Below are 17,576 nucleotides of genomic sequence, written 5' to 3'. Positions count from 1 at the left end.
GGGAGCTCGAACTTAGGCGTTCTTGCTCATGACCTCGTCCACGATGGACTTGGGCGCGGGCTCATAAGAGTCGAACTGCATCGTGTAGGATGCACGGCCCTGGGTCTGGGAGCGAAGGTCGGTAGCGTAACCGAACATCTCGCCCAGCGGCACCTTGGCACGGATGAGCTTGCTGTTCTTGCGATCCTCCATGCCCTCGATCTTGCCGCGGCGACCGGAGAGGTTGCCCATAACGTCGCCCATGTACTGCTCAGGGGTCTCGACCTCGACAGCCATGATCGGCTCGAGCAGCTGCGGATCGGACTTCTTGAGGGCGTCCTTGATAGCCATGGAACCGGCGATCTTGAAGGCGGCCTCGGAGGAGTCGACCTCGTGGTAAGAACCGTCGAACAGGGTGACCTTAACGTCGAGGACCGGGAAGCCGGCGATAACACCGGTGTTCAGGGCCTCCTGGATGCCCTTGTCGATGGACGGGATGTACTCCTTGGGCACGACGCCGCCGACGATAGCGTTGACGAACTCGTAGCCGAAGCCCTCCTCCATCTTCTCGAGCTTGATGACGGCGTGGCCGTACTGACCGCGACCGCCGGACTGACGGACGAACTTGCCCTCAGCCTTCTCGACGTCGTGACCAGCGGTCTCGCGGTAGGCAACCTGGGGCTTACCAACGTTAGCGTCAACCTTGAACTCGCGGAGCAGACGGTCGACGATGATCTCGAGGTGCAGCTCGCCCATGCCGGCGATGATGGTCTGGCCGGTCTCGTGGTTGGTGGACACCTGGAAGGTCGGGTCCTCCTCGGCGAGCTTGGTCAGAGCCAGGGACATCTTGTCCTGCTCGGCCTTGGTCTTGGGCTCGATGGCAACGTCGATAACGGGCTTAGCGAACTCGATCTTCTCGAGGACGATCTCCTTGCCCTCGGCGCACAGGGTGTCACCGGTGGTGGAGTTCTTGAAGCCGACGCAAGCGACGATGTCGCCAGCGGCAGCGTCGTCACGGTCGATACGCTCGGCGGCGTTCATCTCGAGGATGCGGCCGAGGCGCTCGCGCTGACCGTTGGAAGCGTTGACCACGTAGGAGCCGGACTCGGCGCGGCCGGAGTAAACGCGGACATAGGTGAGCTTACCGACGAACGGGTCGGTCATGATCTTGAAGACCAGGCCGGAGAAGGGCTCGTCGAAGGAAGGATGACGCTGAATCTCCTCGCCGGTGTCCGGATCGGTACCGGTGACGGCCTCGACGTCGAGCGGACTGGGCAGGTAGTCGACGACAGCGTCGAGCAGCTCCTGAACGCCCTTGTTCTTGTAGGCGGAACCCACGAAGACGAGGTTGAGCTCGTTGGCCAGAACGCCCTTGCGCAGAGCAGCCTTGAGCTCCTCGACGGTGAAGTCCTCCTCCATGAGAATCTTCTCCATGAGCTCGTCGTCAAAGCTGGCAGCAGCGTCGAGGAGCTCCTCGCGCTTGGTGGCAGCGATGTCGGCAAACTCAGCCGGGATCTCGTCCATCGCCTCGGGGTAGGTCATGCCCTTCTCGTCGGCCTTGAAGTCCCATGCAGTCATGGTGACCAGGTCGATGACGCCCCAGAAGTTGTCCTCGGCGCCCATCGGGACCTGAGCGGCCACGGCGTTAGCGTCGAGACGATCCTTCATGGTCTCGATAGCGTTGAAGAAGTCAGCGCCCACGCGGTCATACTTGTTGATGAAGGCGATGCGGGGGACGTTGAAGGTAGAAGCCTGACGCCAAACGGTCTCAGACTGGGGCTGAACGCCGGCAACGGCGTCGAAGACGGCGACAGCGCCATCGAGGACGCGCAGGCAGCGCTCGACCTCGGCGGTGAAGTCAACGTGGCCCGGGGTGTCGATGATCTGGATGCGGTAGTCCTTACCGTCCTTGTTCCAGAAGCAGGTGGTAGCAGCGGAGGTAATGGTTACGCCGCGCTCCTGCTCCTGAACCATCCAGTCCATGGTGGCAGCGCCCTCATGGACCTCACCGATCTTGTGGGTCTTACCGGTGTAGTAAAGAATACGCTCGGTCGTGGTGGTCTTACCGGCATCGATGTGAGCCATGATGCCGATGTTACGGGTATCGGAAAGCTTGTACTTAGGCTTAGCCATGTTAGTTCCTTACCTTAACTTACCAACGATAGTGAGAGAACGCGCGGTTGGCCTCGGCCATCTTGAAGACGTCCTCACGCTTCTTGACGGAAGCGCCCAGGCCGTTGGAGGCGTCGAGGATCTCGTTGGCGAGACGCTCGGCCATGGTCTTCTCCTTGCGAGCGCGAGAGAAGTTGACGATCCAGCGGATACCCAGAGCGGTGGAACGACGGGAGTTGACCTCCATCGGGACCTGATAGGTAGCGCCACCGACACGCTTGGGCTTAACCTCGAGCGTGGGCTTGACGTTGTCCATAGCCTTCTTGAAGGTAGCGAGAGCGTCGCCACCCTCGGACTTCTCGGCAACGATCTCGAAAGCGGTGTAAACGATGCGCTCAGCGGTGGCCTTCTTGCCGTCAAGAAGGACCTTGTTGATGAGCTGAGTCACCAGGCGGTTGTTGTAAACGGCGTCAGGCTGAACCTCACGACGATTAGCTGCTGCACGACGCGGCATGTGAAATCTCCTTAAGTGTCTACCGTGCGGCGCTTAGGCGGCACACGGCGAAAGTATCAAAACGTTATCTGGCTTATTTAGCCTTGGGGCGCTTAGCACCGTACTTGGAACGGGCCTGCATACGGTTCTGGACCGGAGCAGCGTCGTAGGCGCCACGGATGACGTGATAACGGACACCAGGGAGGTCACGGACACGACCGCCGCGGACGAGCACGATGGAGTGCTCCTGCAGGTTGTGGCCCTCACCCGGGATGTAGGCGGTAACTTCGATGCCGTTGACGAGGCGAACACGGGCAACCTTACGAAGAGCCGAGTTCGGCTTCTTGGGGCTCGTGGTGAAGACGCGGGTGCACACGCCGCGCTTCTGGGAGTTGTGCTGCAGAGCAGCGTTCTTGGACTTCTTGGGCACGGAACGGCGGCCCTGGCGAACCAGCTGGTTAATAGTAGGCAAAGCGTACTCCTTCTCGAATGATTCCAGCTTTCTGTAAAGTGCAACGGCTTGAATCGAGGGGTCAGCATCCCCCTACGAAACACGCAGTTCGATAGGATACGTGGCGTTAGCTGTGCCGTCAACAGACCACGCCGCCGGGCGTATCCTAAAATTGGCACATTTCCGCAAAGCCTACACAGACGATATGAGCAGGACATAAAAACATTGAGAGCCCCTGCTGCATGAAAGACCGCGGATTAGGCCGACAATGGTGAGTGTCTAATTCAGCCGCGGCGGCCACGCCGCATTCATGGAAGGGGCTCCCATGCTCGATACTACCACCTTCGTCGGCCTCGACGTCCACGCCCGTTCGATAAAGGCCGTCTCCCTCGACGTCATGACCGGGGAGGTGCGCTGCGCGACCTTCGGCTACGACGCCGGGGCAGTCGCGGAGTGGGTGCGGTCCGCGGACCCAAAGGCCAGGTGCGTGTACGAGTCCGGGGTCACGGGGTTCGACCTGCAGAAGAGGCTCTCCGGCCTCGGGGTCGACTGCGTGGTCGGCGCCGTCTCGAAGATGATCAAGCCCAGCGCGGACAGGCGCAGGAAGAACGACCGCAACGACGCCGAGTTCCTCGCCCGCATGCTGTCGGTCGGCAACGTCGTCGAGGTGTGGGTCCCCGACGACGAGTGCGAGGCCGCCCGCGACCTGACCAGGGCGCTCGAGGACGCGAGGGACGACCTCTCGCGCTCGAAGCAGCGGCTCTCCAAGTTCCTGCTCAGGCACGGGCTCGCCTTCGACGAGAGGACGCCCACCGGCCGCAGGAAGGGCAACTGGACCCGGGCGCACTGGTCCTGGATCGAGTCGATAAGGTTCGCGGAGGGGGCCGACAACGACGTGCTCGCCTACTACGTCGACGCGGTCAGGCGGGCGGCGGAGGAGAAGGCGAGGCTCGAGGGGCTCGTCGAGGCCGAGGCCCGCAAGCCCAGGTGGAGGAGGAGGGTCGACTCCCTGCGCTGCCTCAAGGGCGTCGACACCGCGACGGCCGCCGACCTCGTGTTCGAGGCCGGCGAGTTCTCGAGGTTCAGGAACGCCCGGTCGTTCGCCGCATGGGTCGGCCTGACGCCCTCCGAGCACTCCAGCGGGGAGAGCGACCGCAGGGGCGCGATCACCAAGGCGGGCAACAAGCACCTGAGGAAGGCGCTGGTCGAGGCCGCGTGGCACTACCTGACGTGCTCGGGGCGGCCGAAGGACCTCGCCAAGGGCCAGGCCCCGGACCGGGTCGCCCGCAGGCATGCCGCCAAGGGCGTGCGGAGGCTGGCCGAGAGGCGGGAGGCGCTGCTCGCGCGCGGGGTCCACGGCAACAAGGCGAACGTGGCCACGGCGCGCGAGCTCGCCTGCTGGGTGTGGGCGGTCGGCCTCATGGCCGAGGAGGCGTAGGGGGGCGGTCCCCCGCACATAAGCCAGTCACCCCGGAAGCGGTTCGATCCGAAGCCGTTGAGGCGAACCTCAGGTCCCTTTTCTGCGAGCGCCCAGGGCGCCACACGCGTGCACAGACTGTCGGTTCGACGAAGAAGCCTCAGCCGTAGCAACGGATTGCCCAGCGAGAGATCGCCACGGGCGGATATTAAACTGCAAAGACGAGCGTCGGGAAGACACGCCGAGGTCGCCGCGGACGGGTTGATATAGGGAGAGGGCCTGACCCCATATCGTTGGGGCCAGGCCCGATTTTGCCTCTTGACAATGTCCTGCTCATATTAAAAGGAATCCCCTCCTGTGCGCTTGGGAGGATTCCCGGACCGGGCGGCCCAGGTTTTAAGTTTGCTGCTCTACAGTCCTGCGCAAGACGGAAAGCACATTAAGTGCTTTCCTTTGCGTGCGGAACTCGCGACAAACTTAAAACCTGGGCCGCCCGGGCCGGGGATCCGACGTGCTCGTCGGGGCAACGTTCCCTGCCAAAAAGGGACAGGTTAATTTTGGTCGGTTTTATCTGGGGAAATGTCGCACTCCAGCGGTAATCTGCTCTCATCTGTCGCATGGAAATCGGCGGCGTTTCCATTTAACGCAAAATAGGCCGCTTCCCCTAGTAGGAAGCGGCCCCAAATCTTACGAATAGACGATGGTAAAGGGCTCTTTCGTTTCGGTCTCCCCTGTTGATGTATACCTCACAATTTCAAGGGTTACCGAGACAACTTGATCGACATCAATCAACTTCGTTGGCACCCAGATGTTCTCTCCGCTATTGCGCCCATAAGAAAAATATAAGTTGAACACCCCTGCGTCGTCATCTTCGATAATCTGCTCCGATCCATCCTTGTAGCTGACGGTCAGCTTATTATCAACTGCTTCATAGCCCAAATCATCGATGTGCGTCTGGATGGAAAACGGGCTAATCTCAAGAGGCGAGTCACCGGAGCGGAGTTCCTTTGTATCGACGTACGCTCCAATATTGAACTCGGGTGTCGACGCCTCAAACCGCCTCGCACTCTCACCTTCACCCTCGGTCCAGTGGATATTCCAGGTGACAGCATGTTGCAAATCTCGCTCGCGATCCATAGCGGCAAAGTACATCGTGCCATTAATGACAGTATCGCTTGATGTGTCCTTATCAATTGTGCTGCGTGTGTCAGGCCATTCCTCTCCGAACTTCATATCGGGCGTGCCGATGCCCTGCTCTTCTTCACCATAGAGAACAAGTTCGCCAATCTCTGCTGCTGGCTTGTAGTAGTTAACTCCATTTGGATTGGACAACGTAAACGTCACGGCTCCGCAGCCGTTTTGGTCGATTGCCATCTCATGGATATCAAGCGTATAGCCGTTGCCCTCGACGGACAGATTAACCTCCTGGACTGCGCCTTCCAGGCTTTGGGGCGCGATGCCATCGCCAAACTCTCTGGTGTAGGTATATTTAGTTCCCGATGAGCCGCCGTTGGTCCAGGTAATGGAATCCCCGTTGCCGTGGTTTCCCCAGGCAGAGGCAAAATAGCTGGAATTGACGACGGCGTAGGCGACCCCTCCGGTCGCCAGCACTCCGGCAAGGCATCCGATCACGGCAACATACAGAGGCTTCGCGTGACCCTTTCGGCGAAGCGGCTCACCAGCAGCGGCATAAAGAACACGGTCAGCAAGATCGCTATCGGCTTGGACGGACTCGAAGGCCTGCTTGATTTGATTGGATTTCACGGTCGCCCTCCTCTAGGATGAACTTGAGCTTCGATCTGCCGCGAGCCAAACGCGTTCGAACAGTCGCGGCTGGCACATGCAATAACTCGGCAATCTCTGAGGTCGAAAAGCCCAGATAGTAATAGAGCATGATGGGAACACGGAATCGTTCCGGAAGTCGCATAACGTCTGACAGGACCGCCTTGGTCTCCTCCTGCGCCGTCGAAAGCGAATCGGCCAGGTTCTCAATATCCTCCACACGCCTCCATGGCTTTCGAAAGAGAGATTTGCATTCATTGATCGTGACCCGGATAAGCCATCGACGAAGATGTTCCCAGCTTTCAAATTGCGCATCGCTTTTGAGTAACTTCAGAAAGACGTCTTGAGCGACATCGTCGGCATCGGCACGATCGCGCAGATACGTCAATGCGATTCGAAACACGACATCTCTGTGATCTTCAACCGCCTGTCTAAATGCTTGTTCTTCCATAATCACCTCCCGGTGACGTTAATAATTCTTGGTGAGGCCCTCACCTTAGATACGCTCTTGTCGGGCGAAATGTTTCAAATTCAAGCATGAAAAACCGACCAAAATAAACCTGTCCCTTTTTGGCATAAAGGAATCCCCTCCCGTCCCGGGAATCCGACGTACTCGTCGGGGCAACGTTCCTCATCAAAAAAGGCCCGCCCCCCTGTTGGGAAGCGAGCCTTTATAAGGGCGGTTAACGTACTAGGAAATTACTCCTCGTCGTTGTCCTTGGCCTCTTCGGCGTCGTCGGTGTCCACAAGCTGGTTGAGCAGCTCGTCGAGAGAAGCCATGTCCTCGTTGATCGCGCCGTTGGCGGGAGCCTTCTTGTCGTCGATCGGGGCGCCCAGGAGCTCCTCGTCGGCGTCGGCGTGATGCGTCGGAGCGGAGGTACCCAGCAGGATGTCGTCCGGACCGTCGGGGCTAAAGACCATCTGCAGCAGCTGCGAGAGGTCTTCCTCGTCGGCAACGTCGTCATTGTTCTCGAGGATGTAGAGCAGATCGTGGGCCTCGAGGCCGTCACGGAGCTCCTCGATCGCCTTGGCACCGATGCCGTCGATGCGCAGCAGATCCTCCTCGGACTTGCCAACCAGGTCGCCGACCGTCTCGATACCGACCTCGCTGAACTTGTTGGTCCAGCGCTGCGACACGCCCAGGTCGTCGAACAGGTACAGGCGAGCCTTCTCGGCGGAGATGGTGTGGCCGTTGCGGGTGAACGAACCGTCAGCACCACCGAACTCGTCGTAGCCGGCCCAGTCGAGCTGCTGCGGGAGCTGCTCGTCCAGGTCCTTGAGCTCCACAGGAGCCCACTCGGGCAGCGACTTGGCGTTGGGCGAAGCCGGGCCGTCGATGTCGACATAGCCGTCGGCCGTACGATACGTCAGCTTGGCGTTGGCGTACGGCTTGAGGCCGGTACCAGCCGGGATCTTCTTACCGACGATGACGTTGGACTTAAGGTCGAGCAGGTGATCGACCTTGCCCTCAATGGCAGCCTCGGTAAGGACGCCAGCGGTACGGATGAACGAAGCGCTCGACAGCCAGGAGTCGATGTTGGACGCGACCTTGAGCGTACCCAGGATGACGGGCTCGGCCACGGGAGCCTGACCGCCCAGACGGGCAACGCGCTCGACCTCGTCGGCGAACTCGTAGCGGTCGACGTACTGACCAAGCAGGTACTTGGAGTCGCCGGGGTTGGTGATCTGAACGCGACGCAGCATCTGACGTGCGAGCACCTCGATGTGCTTGTCGTTCAGGTCAACGCCCTGGCTGGTGTAGACGTCCTTAACGCTCTCGACGAAGGTGTGCATCGTCGACTCGATGTCGGTCAGCTTGCGCAGGTTGCGGAAGTTGACGAAGCCCTTGGTGATCTGGTCGCCGGCGCGAACCTCGCAGCCGTCCTCGATCTCGGGCATGAAGCGCACCGAAGCGGGGACGCGACGCTCGTCGAGGACACGGGTGTGATCCTCGGAGTCGGTGAGCGTCAGCACGTACTCGGACTTCTCGGGCTTAATCGAGAGGTGACCGGAGTGCGGAGCCAGCTCGGCCTCGCGGCCCAGGATCTTCTCGTTGACGTTGCCGACGATATCGAACATACGGCTGACCGTAGGCAGACCCTGCGTAATATCGTCGACGCCAGCGACGCCGCCGGAGTGAATGGTACGCATCGTAAGCTGCGTACCGGGCTCGCCGATGGACTGGGCGGCAATAATGCCGACCGCGGTACCGATGGCGACCGGACGACGGGTGGAAAGATCCCAGCCGTAGCACTTCTGGCACACGCCGTACTTGGAGCGGCAGGTGAGCAGTGCGCGAAGCTTGACCTTCTTGAGGCCCGCATCGACCATCTTCTGGATGTCGGCGACCTTCTCGATGTAGCCGTCCTGCTCAAAGAGCACGGTGCCATCGGGAGCCACGACGTCCTCGATGAAGCAACGGCCGACGAGGTCGGTGTTGAGATCGGTGGTGCCGGGGATGATGAGGTTGTAGGTGACGCCCTCGTGCGTACCGCAGTCCTCCTCGCGGACGATGACGTCCTGGGCCACGTCGACCAGACGACGGGTCAGGTAACCGGAGTCCGAGGTGTGGGATGCGGTATCGACCAGGCCCTTACGGGCGCCGTAGGTCGAAATGAAGTACTCGAGCGGCAGCAGGCCCTCGCGGAAGTTCGCCTTAATGGGAAGGTCAATCGTCTCGCCGGACATGTCTGCCATCAGGCCACGCATGCCGCCGAGCTGACGCAGCTGGGTCTTAGAACCACGGGCGCCGGAGTCGGCCATCATGTACAGCGGGTTCTCCTCGTCGAACAAGTCGAGCATGAGCGCTGCGACCTTATCGGTACAAGCGGTCCACTCGTTAACGACTTCGATGTGGCGCTCCGTCTCGTTGATGAAGCCCTCCTCGAAGTACTCGTTGATCTGGTCGACGTTGGCCTGGGCGCGGTCGAGCAGCTCCTGCTTCTCGGCAGGGATGAGAGCGTCCCACACCGAGATGGTGAGGCCGGCGCGGGTAGCGTAGTGGAAGCCGGAGTACTTGATGGCGTCGAGGATCGGACCGACCTTGGCCTCGGGATAGCGATCGCAGCAGTCCGCAACCAGCTTGGCCACATCGCCCTTGACCATCTTGTAGTTCATGAACTCATAGTCTTCGGGCAGGCACTGGCGGTTGAAGATGATGCGGCCGATGGAGGTCTCGAAGCGCGCGGTCTTGTTGCCGGTGACGTCGTAGTCGACGAACTCGTTCTTGCCGTTCTTGACGCGGAAGATACGGGTGCCGTCCTCGTTGATGACATTGGCGTCGGCAGCGGACACGCGGACCTGAATCTTGGCCTGCATGTCGACCTCGGAGCGGCAGTCATAGGCGTGCAGCGCGTCGTCGAAGCTGGCGAACACGTGGTTCTCGCCCGGCAGACCGTCGCGGACCTGGGTGAGGTAGTACACACCGATGATCATGTCCTGCGAGGGGATGTTGACCGGCTTGCCGGATGCCGGCGAGCGCAGGTTGTTCGCAGAGAGCATGAGCACGCGGGCCTCGGCCTGAGCCTGGCTGGACAGCGGCACGTGGACAGACATCTGGTCGCCGTCGAAGTCGGCGTTGAAGGGCGAGCAGACCAGCGGGTGCAGGTGGATAGCCTTGCCCTCGACCAGCACCGGCTCAAAGGCCTGGATGGACAGACGGTGCAGGGTCGGTGCGCGGTTGAGCAGCACGACGCGGCCGTCGATGACCTCTTCGAGGATGTCCCACACAAAGGTGGCACCGCGGTCGATAGCGCGCTTGGCGCCCTTGATGTTCTCGACCTTGCCAAGCTCGACCAGGCGCTTCATGACGAAGGGCTTGAAGAGCTCCAGCGCCATGGTCTTGGGCAGACCGCACTGGTGCAGCAGCAGCTTGGGGTCGGTAACGATAACCGAACGGCCGGAGTAGTCGACACGCTTACCCAGCAGGTTCTGGCGGAAACGACCCTGCTTGCCCTTGAGGGCCTCGGCGAGCGACTTGAGCGGACGACCGCCACGGCCAGAGACCGGGCGACCACGACGGCCGTTGTCGAACAGGGCGTCCACGGACTCCTGGAGCATGCGCTTCTCGTTGTTCACGATGATCGCAGGGGCGTCCAGGTCGAGCAGGCGCTTGAGTCGGTTGTTACGGTTGATCACGCGACGATACAGGTCGTTGAGGTCGGACGCGGCGAAGCGGCCGCCGTCGAGCTGGACCATCGGGCGCAGATCGGGCGGAATGACCGGGATGACGTCCAGAATCATGTTCGCGGGGCTGTTGCCGCCCTTCAGGAAGGCGTCAACGACCTCGAGGCGCTTGACGGCCTTCTCGCGCTTCTGCTTCTGGGAATCCTCGTCGGCGATGATGGCCTTGAGCTTCTCGGCCTCGGAGGGGAGGTCGATGGCAGCAAGCAGGTCGCGGACGGCCTCGGCACCCATACCACCCTTGAAGTACATGGAGTAGTAACGGGTCATCTCGCGGAACAGCGGCTCATCGGAGATGAGGTCGCGCTCGGTGAGCTTCATGAAGGCGTTGAAGGCGTCCGTGCGGAGCTGCTTCTCGTCCTTGCACTCTTCCTCGATATCGACGATGCCGGAGGCGATCTCCTCGGGGGTCAGCGGCTCCTCGTCGGAGAACTCGTCAAAGTTCTCGGGGTCGCCCTGCTCCTTGAGGGACTCGATCTGGCGGGCGCACTCGGCATCGATCTCTTCCAGATCGGCGGCGAGCTCCTCGCGCAGGTCGTCGGCGTCGGCCTCGCGAGCCTCGTAGTCAACCTCGGTGATGATGTAGCTGGCAAAGTACAGAACCTTCTCGAGGTCCTTGGACTTGATGTCGAGCATACGGCTCATCGGGAAGCTCGTGGGGCTCTTGAAGTACCAGATGTGGGACACGGGAGCGGCGAGCTCGATGTGGCCCATGCGGTCGCGACGCACCTTGGCCGAGGTGACCTCGACGCCGCAGCGCTCGCAGACGATGCCCTTAAAGCGGATACCCTTGTACTTGCCGCAGGAGCACTCCCAGTCCTTGGCGGGACCGAAGATCTTCTCGCAGAACAGGCCGTCCTTCTCGGGCTTGAGGGTACGGTAATTGATGGTCTCCGGCTTCTTGACCTCACCGTGCGACCAGGAACGGATCTGGTCGGCGGAGGCAAGGGAGATCTTTACCGAGTCAAAATCAGTAGCTTCGAAATCTGCCACAGTCAACTACTCCTTATCAGTGGTCGTGGCGGCGACAGCCTCGGGTGCCTCGGCGGTCTCGGCATCCTCGGCCTCGACGTCGGCGTCAACGCCGGCGAGCGCAGCCAGGTCGTCGAGAGCATAGGTCTCTTCGGCGGTCACAGGGGCGGAGGCGTCCTCGTCGGCATCGTGCATGGGCTCGATGTCCAGCGCGAGGGAGCGGATCTCCTTGACGAGAACCTTGAAGGACTCGGGGATACCCGGAACCGGGACGTTCTCGCCCTTGACGATGGACTCGTAGGTCTTGACGCGGCCCACGGTATCGTCGGACTTGACGGTCAGGATCTCCTGCAGGACGTTGGACGCACCGTACGCGTACAGTGCCCAAACTTCCATCTCGCCGAAGCGCTGGCCGCCGAACTGGGCCTTGCCGCCCAGAGGCTGCTGGGTAACCAAGCTGTAAGGGCCGGTCGAACGGGCGTGAATCTTGTCGTCGACCATGTGGCCGAGCTTGAGGATGTAGGACGTACCCACGGTAATGGGCTCGCGGAACTCCTCGCCGGTGCGGCCGTCGAACAGACGGGTCTTGCCGCGCTCGTCAAGCTGGGTGACGAACTCGGGACGCATGTGATCGCCAAAGGCAGCGGTGGCCTTGTTGAGCATGTTCTTGTTGGCACGACGAATGACCTCGGCGATCTCGTCCTCCTTGGCGCCGTCGAAGACAGGCGTGGCGGTGAAGAACGGACCGGGGACGTACTTGTCGGAGTCGGCCTGCTCGGTATCCCAACCGCAGGCAGCAGCCCAGCCAAGGTGGCACTCGAGCAGCTGGCCGACGTTCATACGCGAAGGAACGCCCAGCGGGTTGAGGATAACGTCGATCGGGGTACCGTCAGCCATGTAGGGCATGTCCTCGACCGGCAGAACGTTACAGATAACACCCTTGTTGCCGTGGCGGCCGGCGATCTTATCGCCCTGCTGGATCTTACGACGCTGGGCGACGTAGACGCGCACCTGCTCGTTGACGCCGGGGGCCAGGTCGTCGCCGTTCTCGCGGCTAAAGCGGACGACGTCGATGACGCGGCCGTAAGCGCCGTGAGGCATCTTAAGGGAGGTGTCGCGGACGTCGTGGGCCTTGGCACCGAAGATGGCGCGCAGCAGGCGCTCCTCGGCGGTCAGAGCGCTCTCGCCCTTAGGCGTGACCTTGCCGACCAGAATGTCGCCAGGGCCGACCTCGGCGCCGATGCGGATGATGCCGTCCTCGTCGAGGTTGGCAAGCATGTCCTCGGAGAGGTTCGGGATCTCGCGGGTGATCTCCTCGGGGCCGAGCTTGGTGTCGCGGGCGTCGATCTCGTGACGGGTGATGTTGATGGTCGTCAGCAGGTCCTCGGCCACCAGGCGCTCGGACACGACGATACCGTCCTCGTAGTTAAAGCCTTCCCACGGCATGTATGCCACGGTGAGGTTCTGGCCCAGTGCGAGCTCGCCATGATCGGTCGAAGGACCGTCAGCCAGGGGCTCGCCCTGCTCAACGGTGTCACCAACGCGCACAAGCGGACGGTGGTTGATGCAGGTGGACTGGTTGGAGCGCTGGTACTTGGCCAGGTGATACTCGTCCATGCCGCCGGCATGCTTGACGATGATCTTGGCGGCGTCGGCAAAGATGACCTCGCCGGCGTTCTTGGCCAGGGTGACCTCGCCGGAGTCCAGAGCGGCGCGGCGCTCCATGCCGGTACCGACATAGGGAGCGGCGGGGTGAACCAGCGGCACGGCCTGACGCTGCATGTTAGCGCCCATCAGCGTACGCTTGGCGTCGTCGTGCTCCAGGAACGGGATCAGCGTGGCTGCGACGGAGAGCATCTGACGCGGCGAGACGTCCATGTAGTCGACGTCCTCGACGGGCACGTCGGCGGGAGCGCCGAAGGAGCCGTCGAAGTCGCGGGTACGGGCGATCACGCTGTGCGGACGGACGATCTTGCCCTCGGCGTCGGTCGTGATGAACTCGTTGGTCTTGGGATCGAGCGGCGTGTTGGCCGGCGCGATGACGTGCTTCTCTTCCTCGTCAGCGGTCATCCAGTCGATCTGGTCGGTGGCAACGCCGTTCTCGACGCGACGGAACGGGGCCTCGATGAAGCCGTACTCGTTGACGCGGGCGTAGAGGGCGAGCGAGCCGATCAGGCCGATGTTGGGGCCTTCGGGGGTCTCGATCGGGCACATGCGGCTGTAGTGCGAGTTGTGAACGTCGCGGACGGCCGTCGGCACGTTGGTACGGCGGCTGGAGCCGGACTTGTGGCCGGCAAGACCACCAGGGCCGAGTGCGGACAGACGGCGTTTGTGGGTCAGACCGGTCAGGGGGTTCGCCTGGTCCATGAACTGCGAGAGCTGCGAGGAACCGAAGAACTCCTTGATGGAGGCCACGATCGGGCGGATGTTGATGAGCGACTGCGGGGTGATCTCGTCGATGTCCTGGGAGCTCATGCGCTCACGGACGACGCGCTCCATACGGCTCATGCCGATACGGAACTGGTTGGCGACGAGCTCGCCGACGGTGCGGATGCGGCGGTTGCCGAAGTGGTCGATGTCGTCGACCTTGAAGCCCTGCTCGCCGGCAGCGAGGGACAGCAGGTAGCGCAGCGTCGCGACGATATCCTCGTCGGTGAGCACCGTGACCTCTTCCTCGGTGGTGAGGTTGAGCTTCTTGTTGACCTTGTAACGACCGACGCGGGCCAGATCGTAGCGCTGCGGGTTAAAGAGCAGGCCCTCGAGCAGGCTGCGGGAAGCATCCACGGTGGGAGGCTCGCCCGGGCGCAGGCGACGGTAGATCTCGATGAGGGCGTCCTCGCGAGTGAGGGCGGTGTCGCGCTCCAGGGTGCGCTTGATCACATCGGAGTTGCCGAGCAACTCGATGATGTCGTCGTTGGTGACGGCAATGCCAAGGGCGCGCAGGAACATCGTGGCACTCTGCTTGCGCTTACGGTCGATGGAGACCATGAGCTGGTCGCGCTTGTCGACCTCAAACTCAAGCCAGGCACCGCGGGACGGGATGATCTGGGCCTTGTAGATCTGCTTGCCCGAATCCATCTCGGAGCTGTAGTACACGCCCGGGGAACGGACGAGCTGCGAGACGACGATACGCTCGGTACCGTTGATGATGAAGGTGCCCTGATCGGTCATCATGGGGAAGTCGCCCATAAAGACGAGCTGCTCCTTGATCTCGCCGGTCTCCTTGTTGGTGAGACGGACGTCGGTCAGGAGCGGAGCCTGATAGGTCATGTCCTTCTCGCGGCACTCCTCGACGGTGTGCGCGGGATCGCCGAACTGATGCTCGCCGAAGGTAACCTCGAGAACATGGTTCTGGCTCTGGATGGGGCTGGATTCCTTGAACGCCTCACGAAGGCCCTCGTCCTTAAAACGCTCAAAGGATTCCCTTTGAACAGAGATAAGGTTGGGGAGCTCCATGGCCTCCGGGATTTTCCCGAAGCTGACGCGCTTGCGCTCAGTGGCAGTGTATGCGTAGGTCACCAGGTTTTTCCTCCTTCACGGAAATGCTCGGTGGGTTGGCGAGGCATAGCTTCGCCAGTTATCGCAACCTAATAGTTTATCAGGTACCGACCGTTGGGCAAGAAAAGCCTTGACGCGATTGAGTTTTTGGAGTAGCAAAGTTTTTTGACAGAAAACACGCAGGTAGATGGGTGTGTATCGAACATCTGTTCATATATTTTCTGTGAACAGAGAGCCGGCAATCGCAGCTCTTATAAAAAACGGGCGCGAACCGAGGTCCGCGCCCGTAAATGTCGATGTCCGAAGGCTTACTTGCGCATCAATCCGCCGCGCTCGTCGATGGCGTCCCAGAAGGCGCTTGCAAAGCGGGGATCGCTTGCAGCCATGAGGGCGTTGGTGGCCATCCAGCCAGAGGGAGTGCCGGTGTCGTAGCCCGACAGCGGGTCGATGACGACCGCGTACATGGCCTCGCGGTCGAGCGAGCGGGCCATGGCGTCGGTAAGCTGAATCTCGCCGCCCTTGCCGGCCTGCTGATCAGCGAGCAGGTCCATGACCAGCGGGCTCAGCAGATAACGGCCGACAATGTACAGGTTGGACGGAGCCGCCTCGGGAGCGGGCTTCTCGACCAGACCGCCGATGCGCCAGACAGCGCCCGGCTCTGCATCGGCAACGTCCTCGGCGCCCTCGAGCGAACCGACGCGCTCGCCGGCGATAACGCCGTAGCGGCTGACTTCCTCGGGCGAGCAAGCAGCGACGGCGATAACCGAAGCTCCACCGTGCTCCTTGGAAACGGCGAGCATCTTGTCGCAGATGTCGCGATTAGGCACAACGTAGTCGCCCAGAAGAACCAGGAAGTTCTCCCCTGCCACGGCGTCGGCAGCAGAGCGGATAGCATGGCCGAGGCCCTTGGGCTCGTACTGATAACGGAAGTCGACCGGCATACCGCCAGCGTGGGCGACGGCATCGGCATAGGCGTTCTTGCCGCGCTCGCGCAGCAGGTTCTCGAGCGAGCGATCGGGCTGGAAGTAGTTCAGTAGCTCGGGCTTACCGGGAGATGTAACGATGATGGCGTCGTCGACTTCCTCGGGGTCGAGCGCCTCCTCGACGACGTACTGAATGACGGGCTTGTCGAGCACCGGCAGCATCTCTTTGGGCGTGCACTTGGTGCCAGGCAGAAAACGCGTGCCAAGACCGGCGGCGGGGATGATTGCCTTCATGTTATTCAAAGATCCTTTCGCAGGCGCAAAAGCGCCCCATGCGTGCGGCGCACGGCCGCAGACCAAATTGCGATACCCAAGCATCTTACCGCTGGAACTATATGTCGCTACAAAGCAGAGACAATTCTTCAGCAGGTCAACGCAAATTATTGCTCGAATGGTGCAATTTTATTGCCCAACGGCAGGGCACCCGATACGACGCAAATCACAGAATACGGCAGTTTGAGCTACCGATGTCGAGGGACTGAAAAACAAAAAAGACGGGGCTCGCAATGCGAACCCCGCCTGCAAAGAAATCTGGCGAGAAAGCCTGATTACTTGAGGGTGACAGCAGCGCCAGCAGCCTCGAGCTTCTCCTTGGCAGCCTCGGCGTCCTCCTTCTTGGCACCCTCGAGAACAGCCTTGGGAGCGCCCTCGACGACCTCCTTGGCCTCCTTCAGGCCAAGGTTGGTGAGCTCACGGACGGCCTTGATGACCTGGATCTTGTTGTCGCCGAAGCCCTCGAGCACGACGTCAAACTCGGTCTTCTCCTCGGCCTCAGCAGCGCCAGCAGCGGGAGCGGCGACAACAGCGGCAGGAGCAGCGGCGGAAACGCCGAAGGTGTCCTCGATAGCCTTGACGAGCTCGGAAGCCTCGAGAAGGGTCATTTCCTTAAGAGCATCGATGATCTCATCGGTGGTAAGCTTAGCCATTTCTAAGTCCTTTCGGTTTCCGTGTCTGTGCACGGAGATCAGTTAAAACACGGCGCGAATGCGCCAGGGGTGCGGCGTTGCCGCCGCGGGTGAAAACAGCAACTAGGCTGCCTTCTGCTCGGAGACCTGCTGGATCGAACGAGCGAGACCAGAGGAAACGCCGTTGACGCAGACAGCGATGTCGCGAGCGAAACCGGAGATGAGACCGGCGATCTGGCCGAGAAGCTGATCCTTGGTGGGCAGCTCGGCGATAGCCTTAACATCATCAGCGGAAACGGCCTTGCCGTCGGAGATACCGCCCTTGATCTCAAGGACGCCCTTGGACTTAGCGGAGAAGTCCTTAAGGGCCTTAGCGGCCTCGACCGGCTCGGTCTCGTAGAACACATAAGCGACGGGGCCGGCGAGGATCTCGTCGATCTCGGGCTGCTCCTGGTTCTTGAGAGCGATCTTGACCAGGTTGTTCTTGTAGACCTTCATCTCGGCGCCGCACTCGCGAAGCTGATGACGCAGCTCCTGAGCCTGCTTAACCGTCAGACCGTTGTAGTTGACGACGAACAGACCGGCGTTCTCGGCGATACGGGACTCGATCTCTGCAACCTTGTCGATTTTGTACTGCTGGGGCATGAATTACACCTCCTCGAATTCTTTCCGGGCACGGTCCGCCACAAGGACGTGACGGGGGCATGTCCAAAAAGAAAGCCCCCGCGCTGCATGAGCGACGGGGGCGAGAAGACATATCTACTCGACCACCTCGGCTGGCGGGATATCCCATTAAGCTCGC

At 61.2% G+C, this 17,576-nt stretch carries 11 protein-coding genes; 1 reads left to right on the top strand and 10 read right to left on the bottom strand.

The features are described 5' to 3' along the window. Positions 1–12 precede the first annotated feature (12 nt). From fusA to rpsL, 3 genes are all read right to left on the bottom strand, one after another. Positions 13–2,112, bottom strand: coding sequence for an elongation factor G (gene fusA / locus OIL77_07175; protein HJI45180.1), 2,100 nt, complete (start codon positions 2,110–2,112; stop codon positions 13–15). A 19-nt stretch (positions 2,113–2,131) separates the two neighbouring features. Continuing rightward, positions 2,132–2,605 carry a 30S ribosomal protein S7 gene (gene rpsG, locus OIL77_07170; GenBank protein ID HJI45179.1) on the bottom strand — a complete coding sequence of 158 codons (474 nt, stop codon included), beginning with the start codon at positions 2,603–2,605 and terminating at the stop codon, positions 2,132–2,134. Positions 2,606–2,678: 73 nt separating this feature from the next. Beyond that, positions 2,679–3,056, bottom strand: a complete 378-nt coding sequence (gene rpsL / locus OIL77_07165; protein HJI45178.1) for a 30S ribosomal protein S12 — start codon at positions 3,054–3,056, stop codon at positions 2,679–2,681. Between the two features lie 304 nt (positions 3,057–3,360). Here rpsL and OIL77_07160 point away from each other — a divergent pair, with 304 nt between their 5' ends. Beyond that, on the top strand, positions 3,361–4,473 hold the full coding sequence (locus OIL77_07160) for an IS110 family transposase (protein HJI45177.1): 1,113 nt from the start codon (positions 3,361–3,363) through the stop codon (positions 4,471–4,473). Between the two features lie 666 nt (positions 4,474–5,139). On the opposite strand, the gene OIL77_07155 is transcribed toward OIL77_07160, so the two are convergent. The 7 genes from OIL77_07155 to rplJ all read right to left on the bottom strand — a co-directional run bounded on the left by OIL77_07155 (position 5,140) and on the right by rplJ (position 17,419). Beyond that, positions 5,140–6,216, bottom strand: coding sequence for a DUF4179 domain-containing protein (locus OIL77_07155; protein HJI45176.1), 1,077 nt, complete (start codon positions 6,214–6,216; stop codon positions 5,140–5,142). Continuing rightward, complete coding sequence (locus tag OIL77_07150) at positions 6,167–6,685, bottom strand: RNA polymerase sigma factor (GenBank protein ID HJI45175.1); 519 nt, start codon at positions 6,683–6,685, stop codon at positions 6,167–6,169. The genes OIL77_07155 and OIL77_07150 overlap by 50 nt, the downstream gene beginning before the upstream one ends. A 248-nt stretch (positions 6,686–6,933) precedes the next feature. Then, positions 6,934–11,409, bottom strand: coding sequence for a DNA-directed RNA polymerase subunit beta' (locus tag OIL77_07145; GenBank protein ID HJI45174.1), 4,476 nt, complete (start codon positions 11,407–11,409; stop codon positions 6,934–6,936). Positions 11,410–11,415: 6 nt separating this feature from the next. Then, a complete protein-coding gene (locus OIL77_07140) occupies positions 11,416–14,907 on the bottom strand; it encodes a DNA-directed RNA polymerase subunit beta (GenBank protein ID HJI45173.1) in 3,492 nt (1,163 codons plus the stop codon). A gap of 287 nt (positions 14,908–15,194) precedes the next feature. Beyond that, complete coding sequence (locus OIL77_07135) at positions 15,195–16,103, bottom strand: UTP--glucose-1-phosphate uridylyltransferase (protein ID HJI45172.1); 909 nt, start codon at positions 16,101–16,103, stop codon at positions 15,195–15,197. 314 nt (positions 16,104–16,417) lie between these two features. After that, the gene (gene rplL / locus OIL77_07130) at positions 16,418–16,795 is read right to left on the bottom strand and encodes a 50S ribosomal protein L7/L12 (GenBank protein HJI45171.1); all 378 of its coding nucleotides are present in this window, start codon (positions 16,793–16,795) and stop codon (positions 16,418–16,420) included. Positions 16,796–16,897: 102 nt separating this feature from the next. Next, a complete protein-coding gene (rplJ, locus tag OIL77_07125) occupies positions 16,898–17,419 on the bottom strand; it encodes a 50S ribosomal protein L10 (GenBank protein HJI45170.1) in 522 nt (173 codons plus the stop codon). Between the last annotated feature and the right edge of the window lie 157 nt (positions 17,420–17,576).

Source organism: Coriobacteriaceae bacterium (assembly GCA_025993015.1).
Taxonomy (GTDB): domain Bacteria; phylum Actinomycetota; class Coriobacteriia; order Coriobacteriales; family Coriobacteriaceae; genus Collinsella.
The sequence above is the reverse complement of the archived record's forward strand: the minus strand, read 5'-3'. Positions and strand labels throughout refer to the sequence as shown.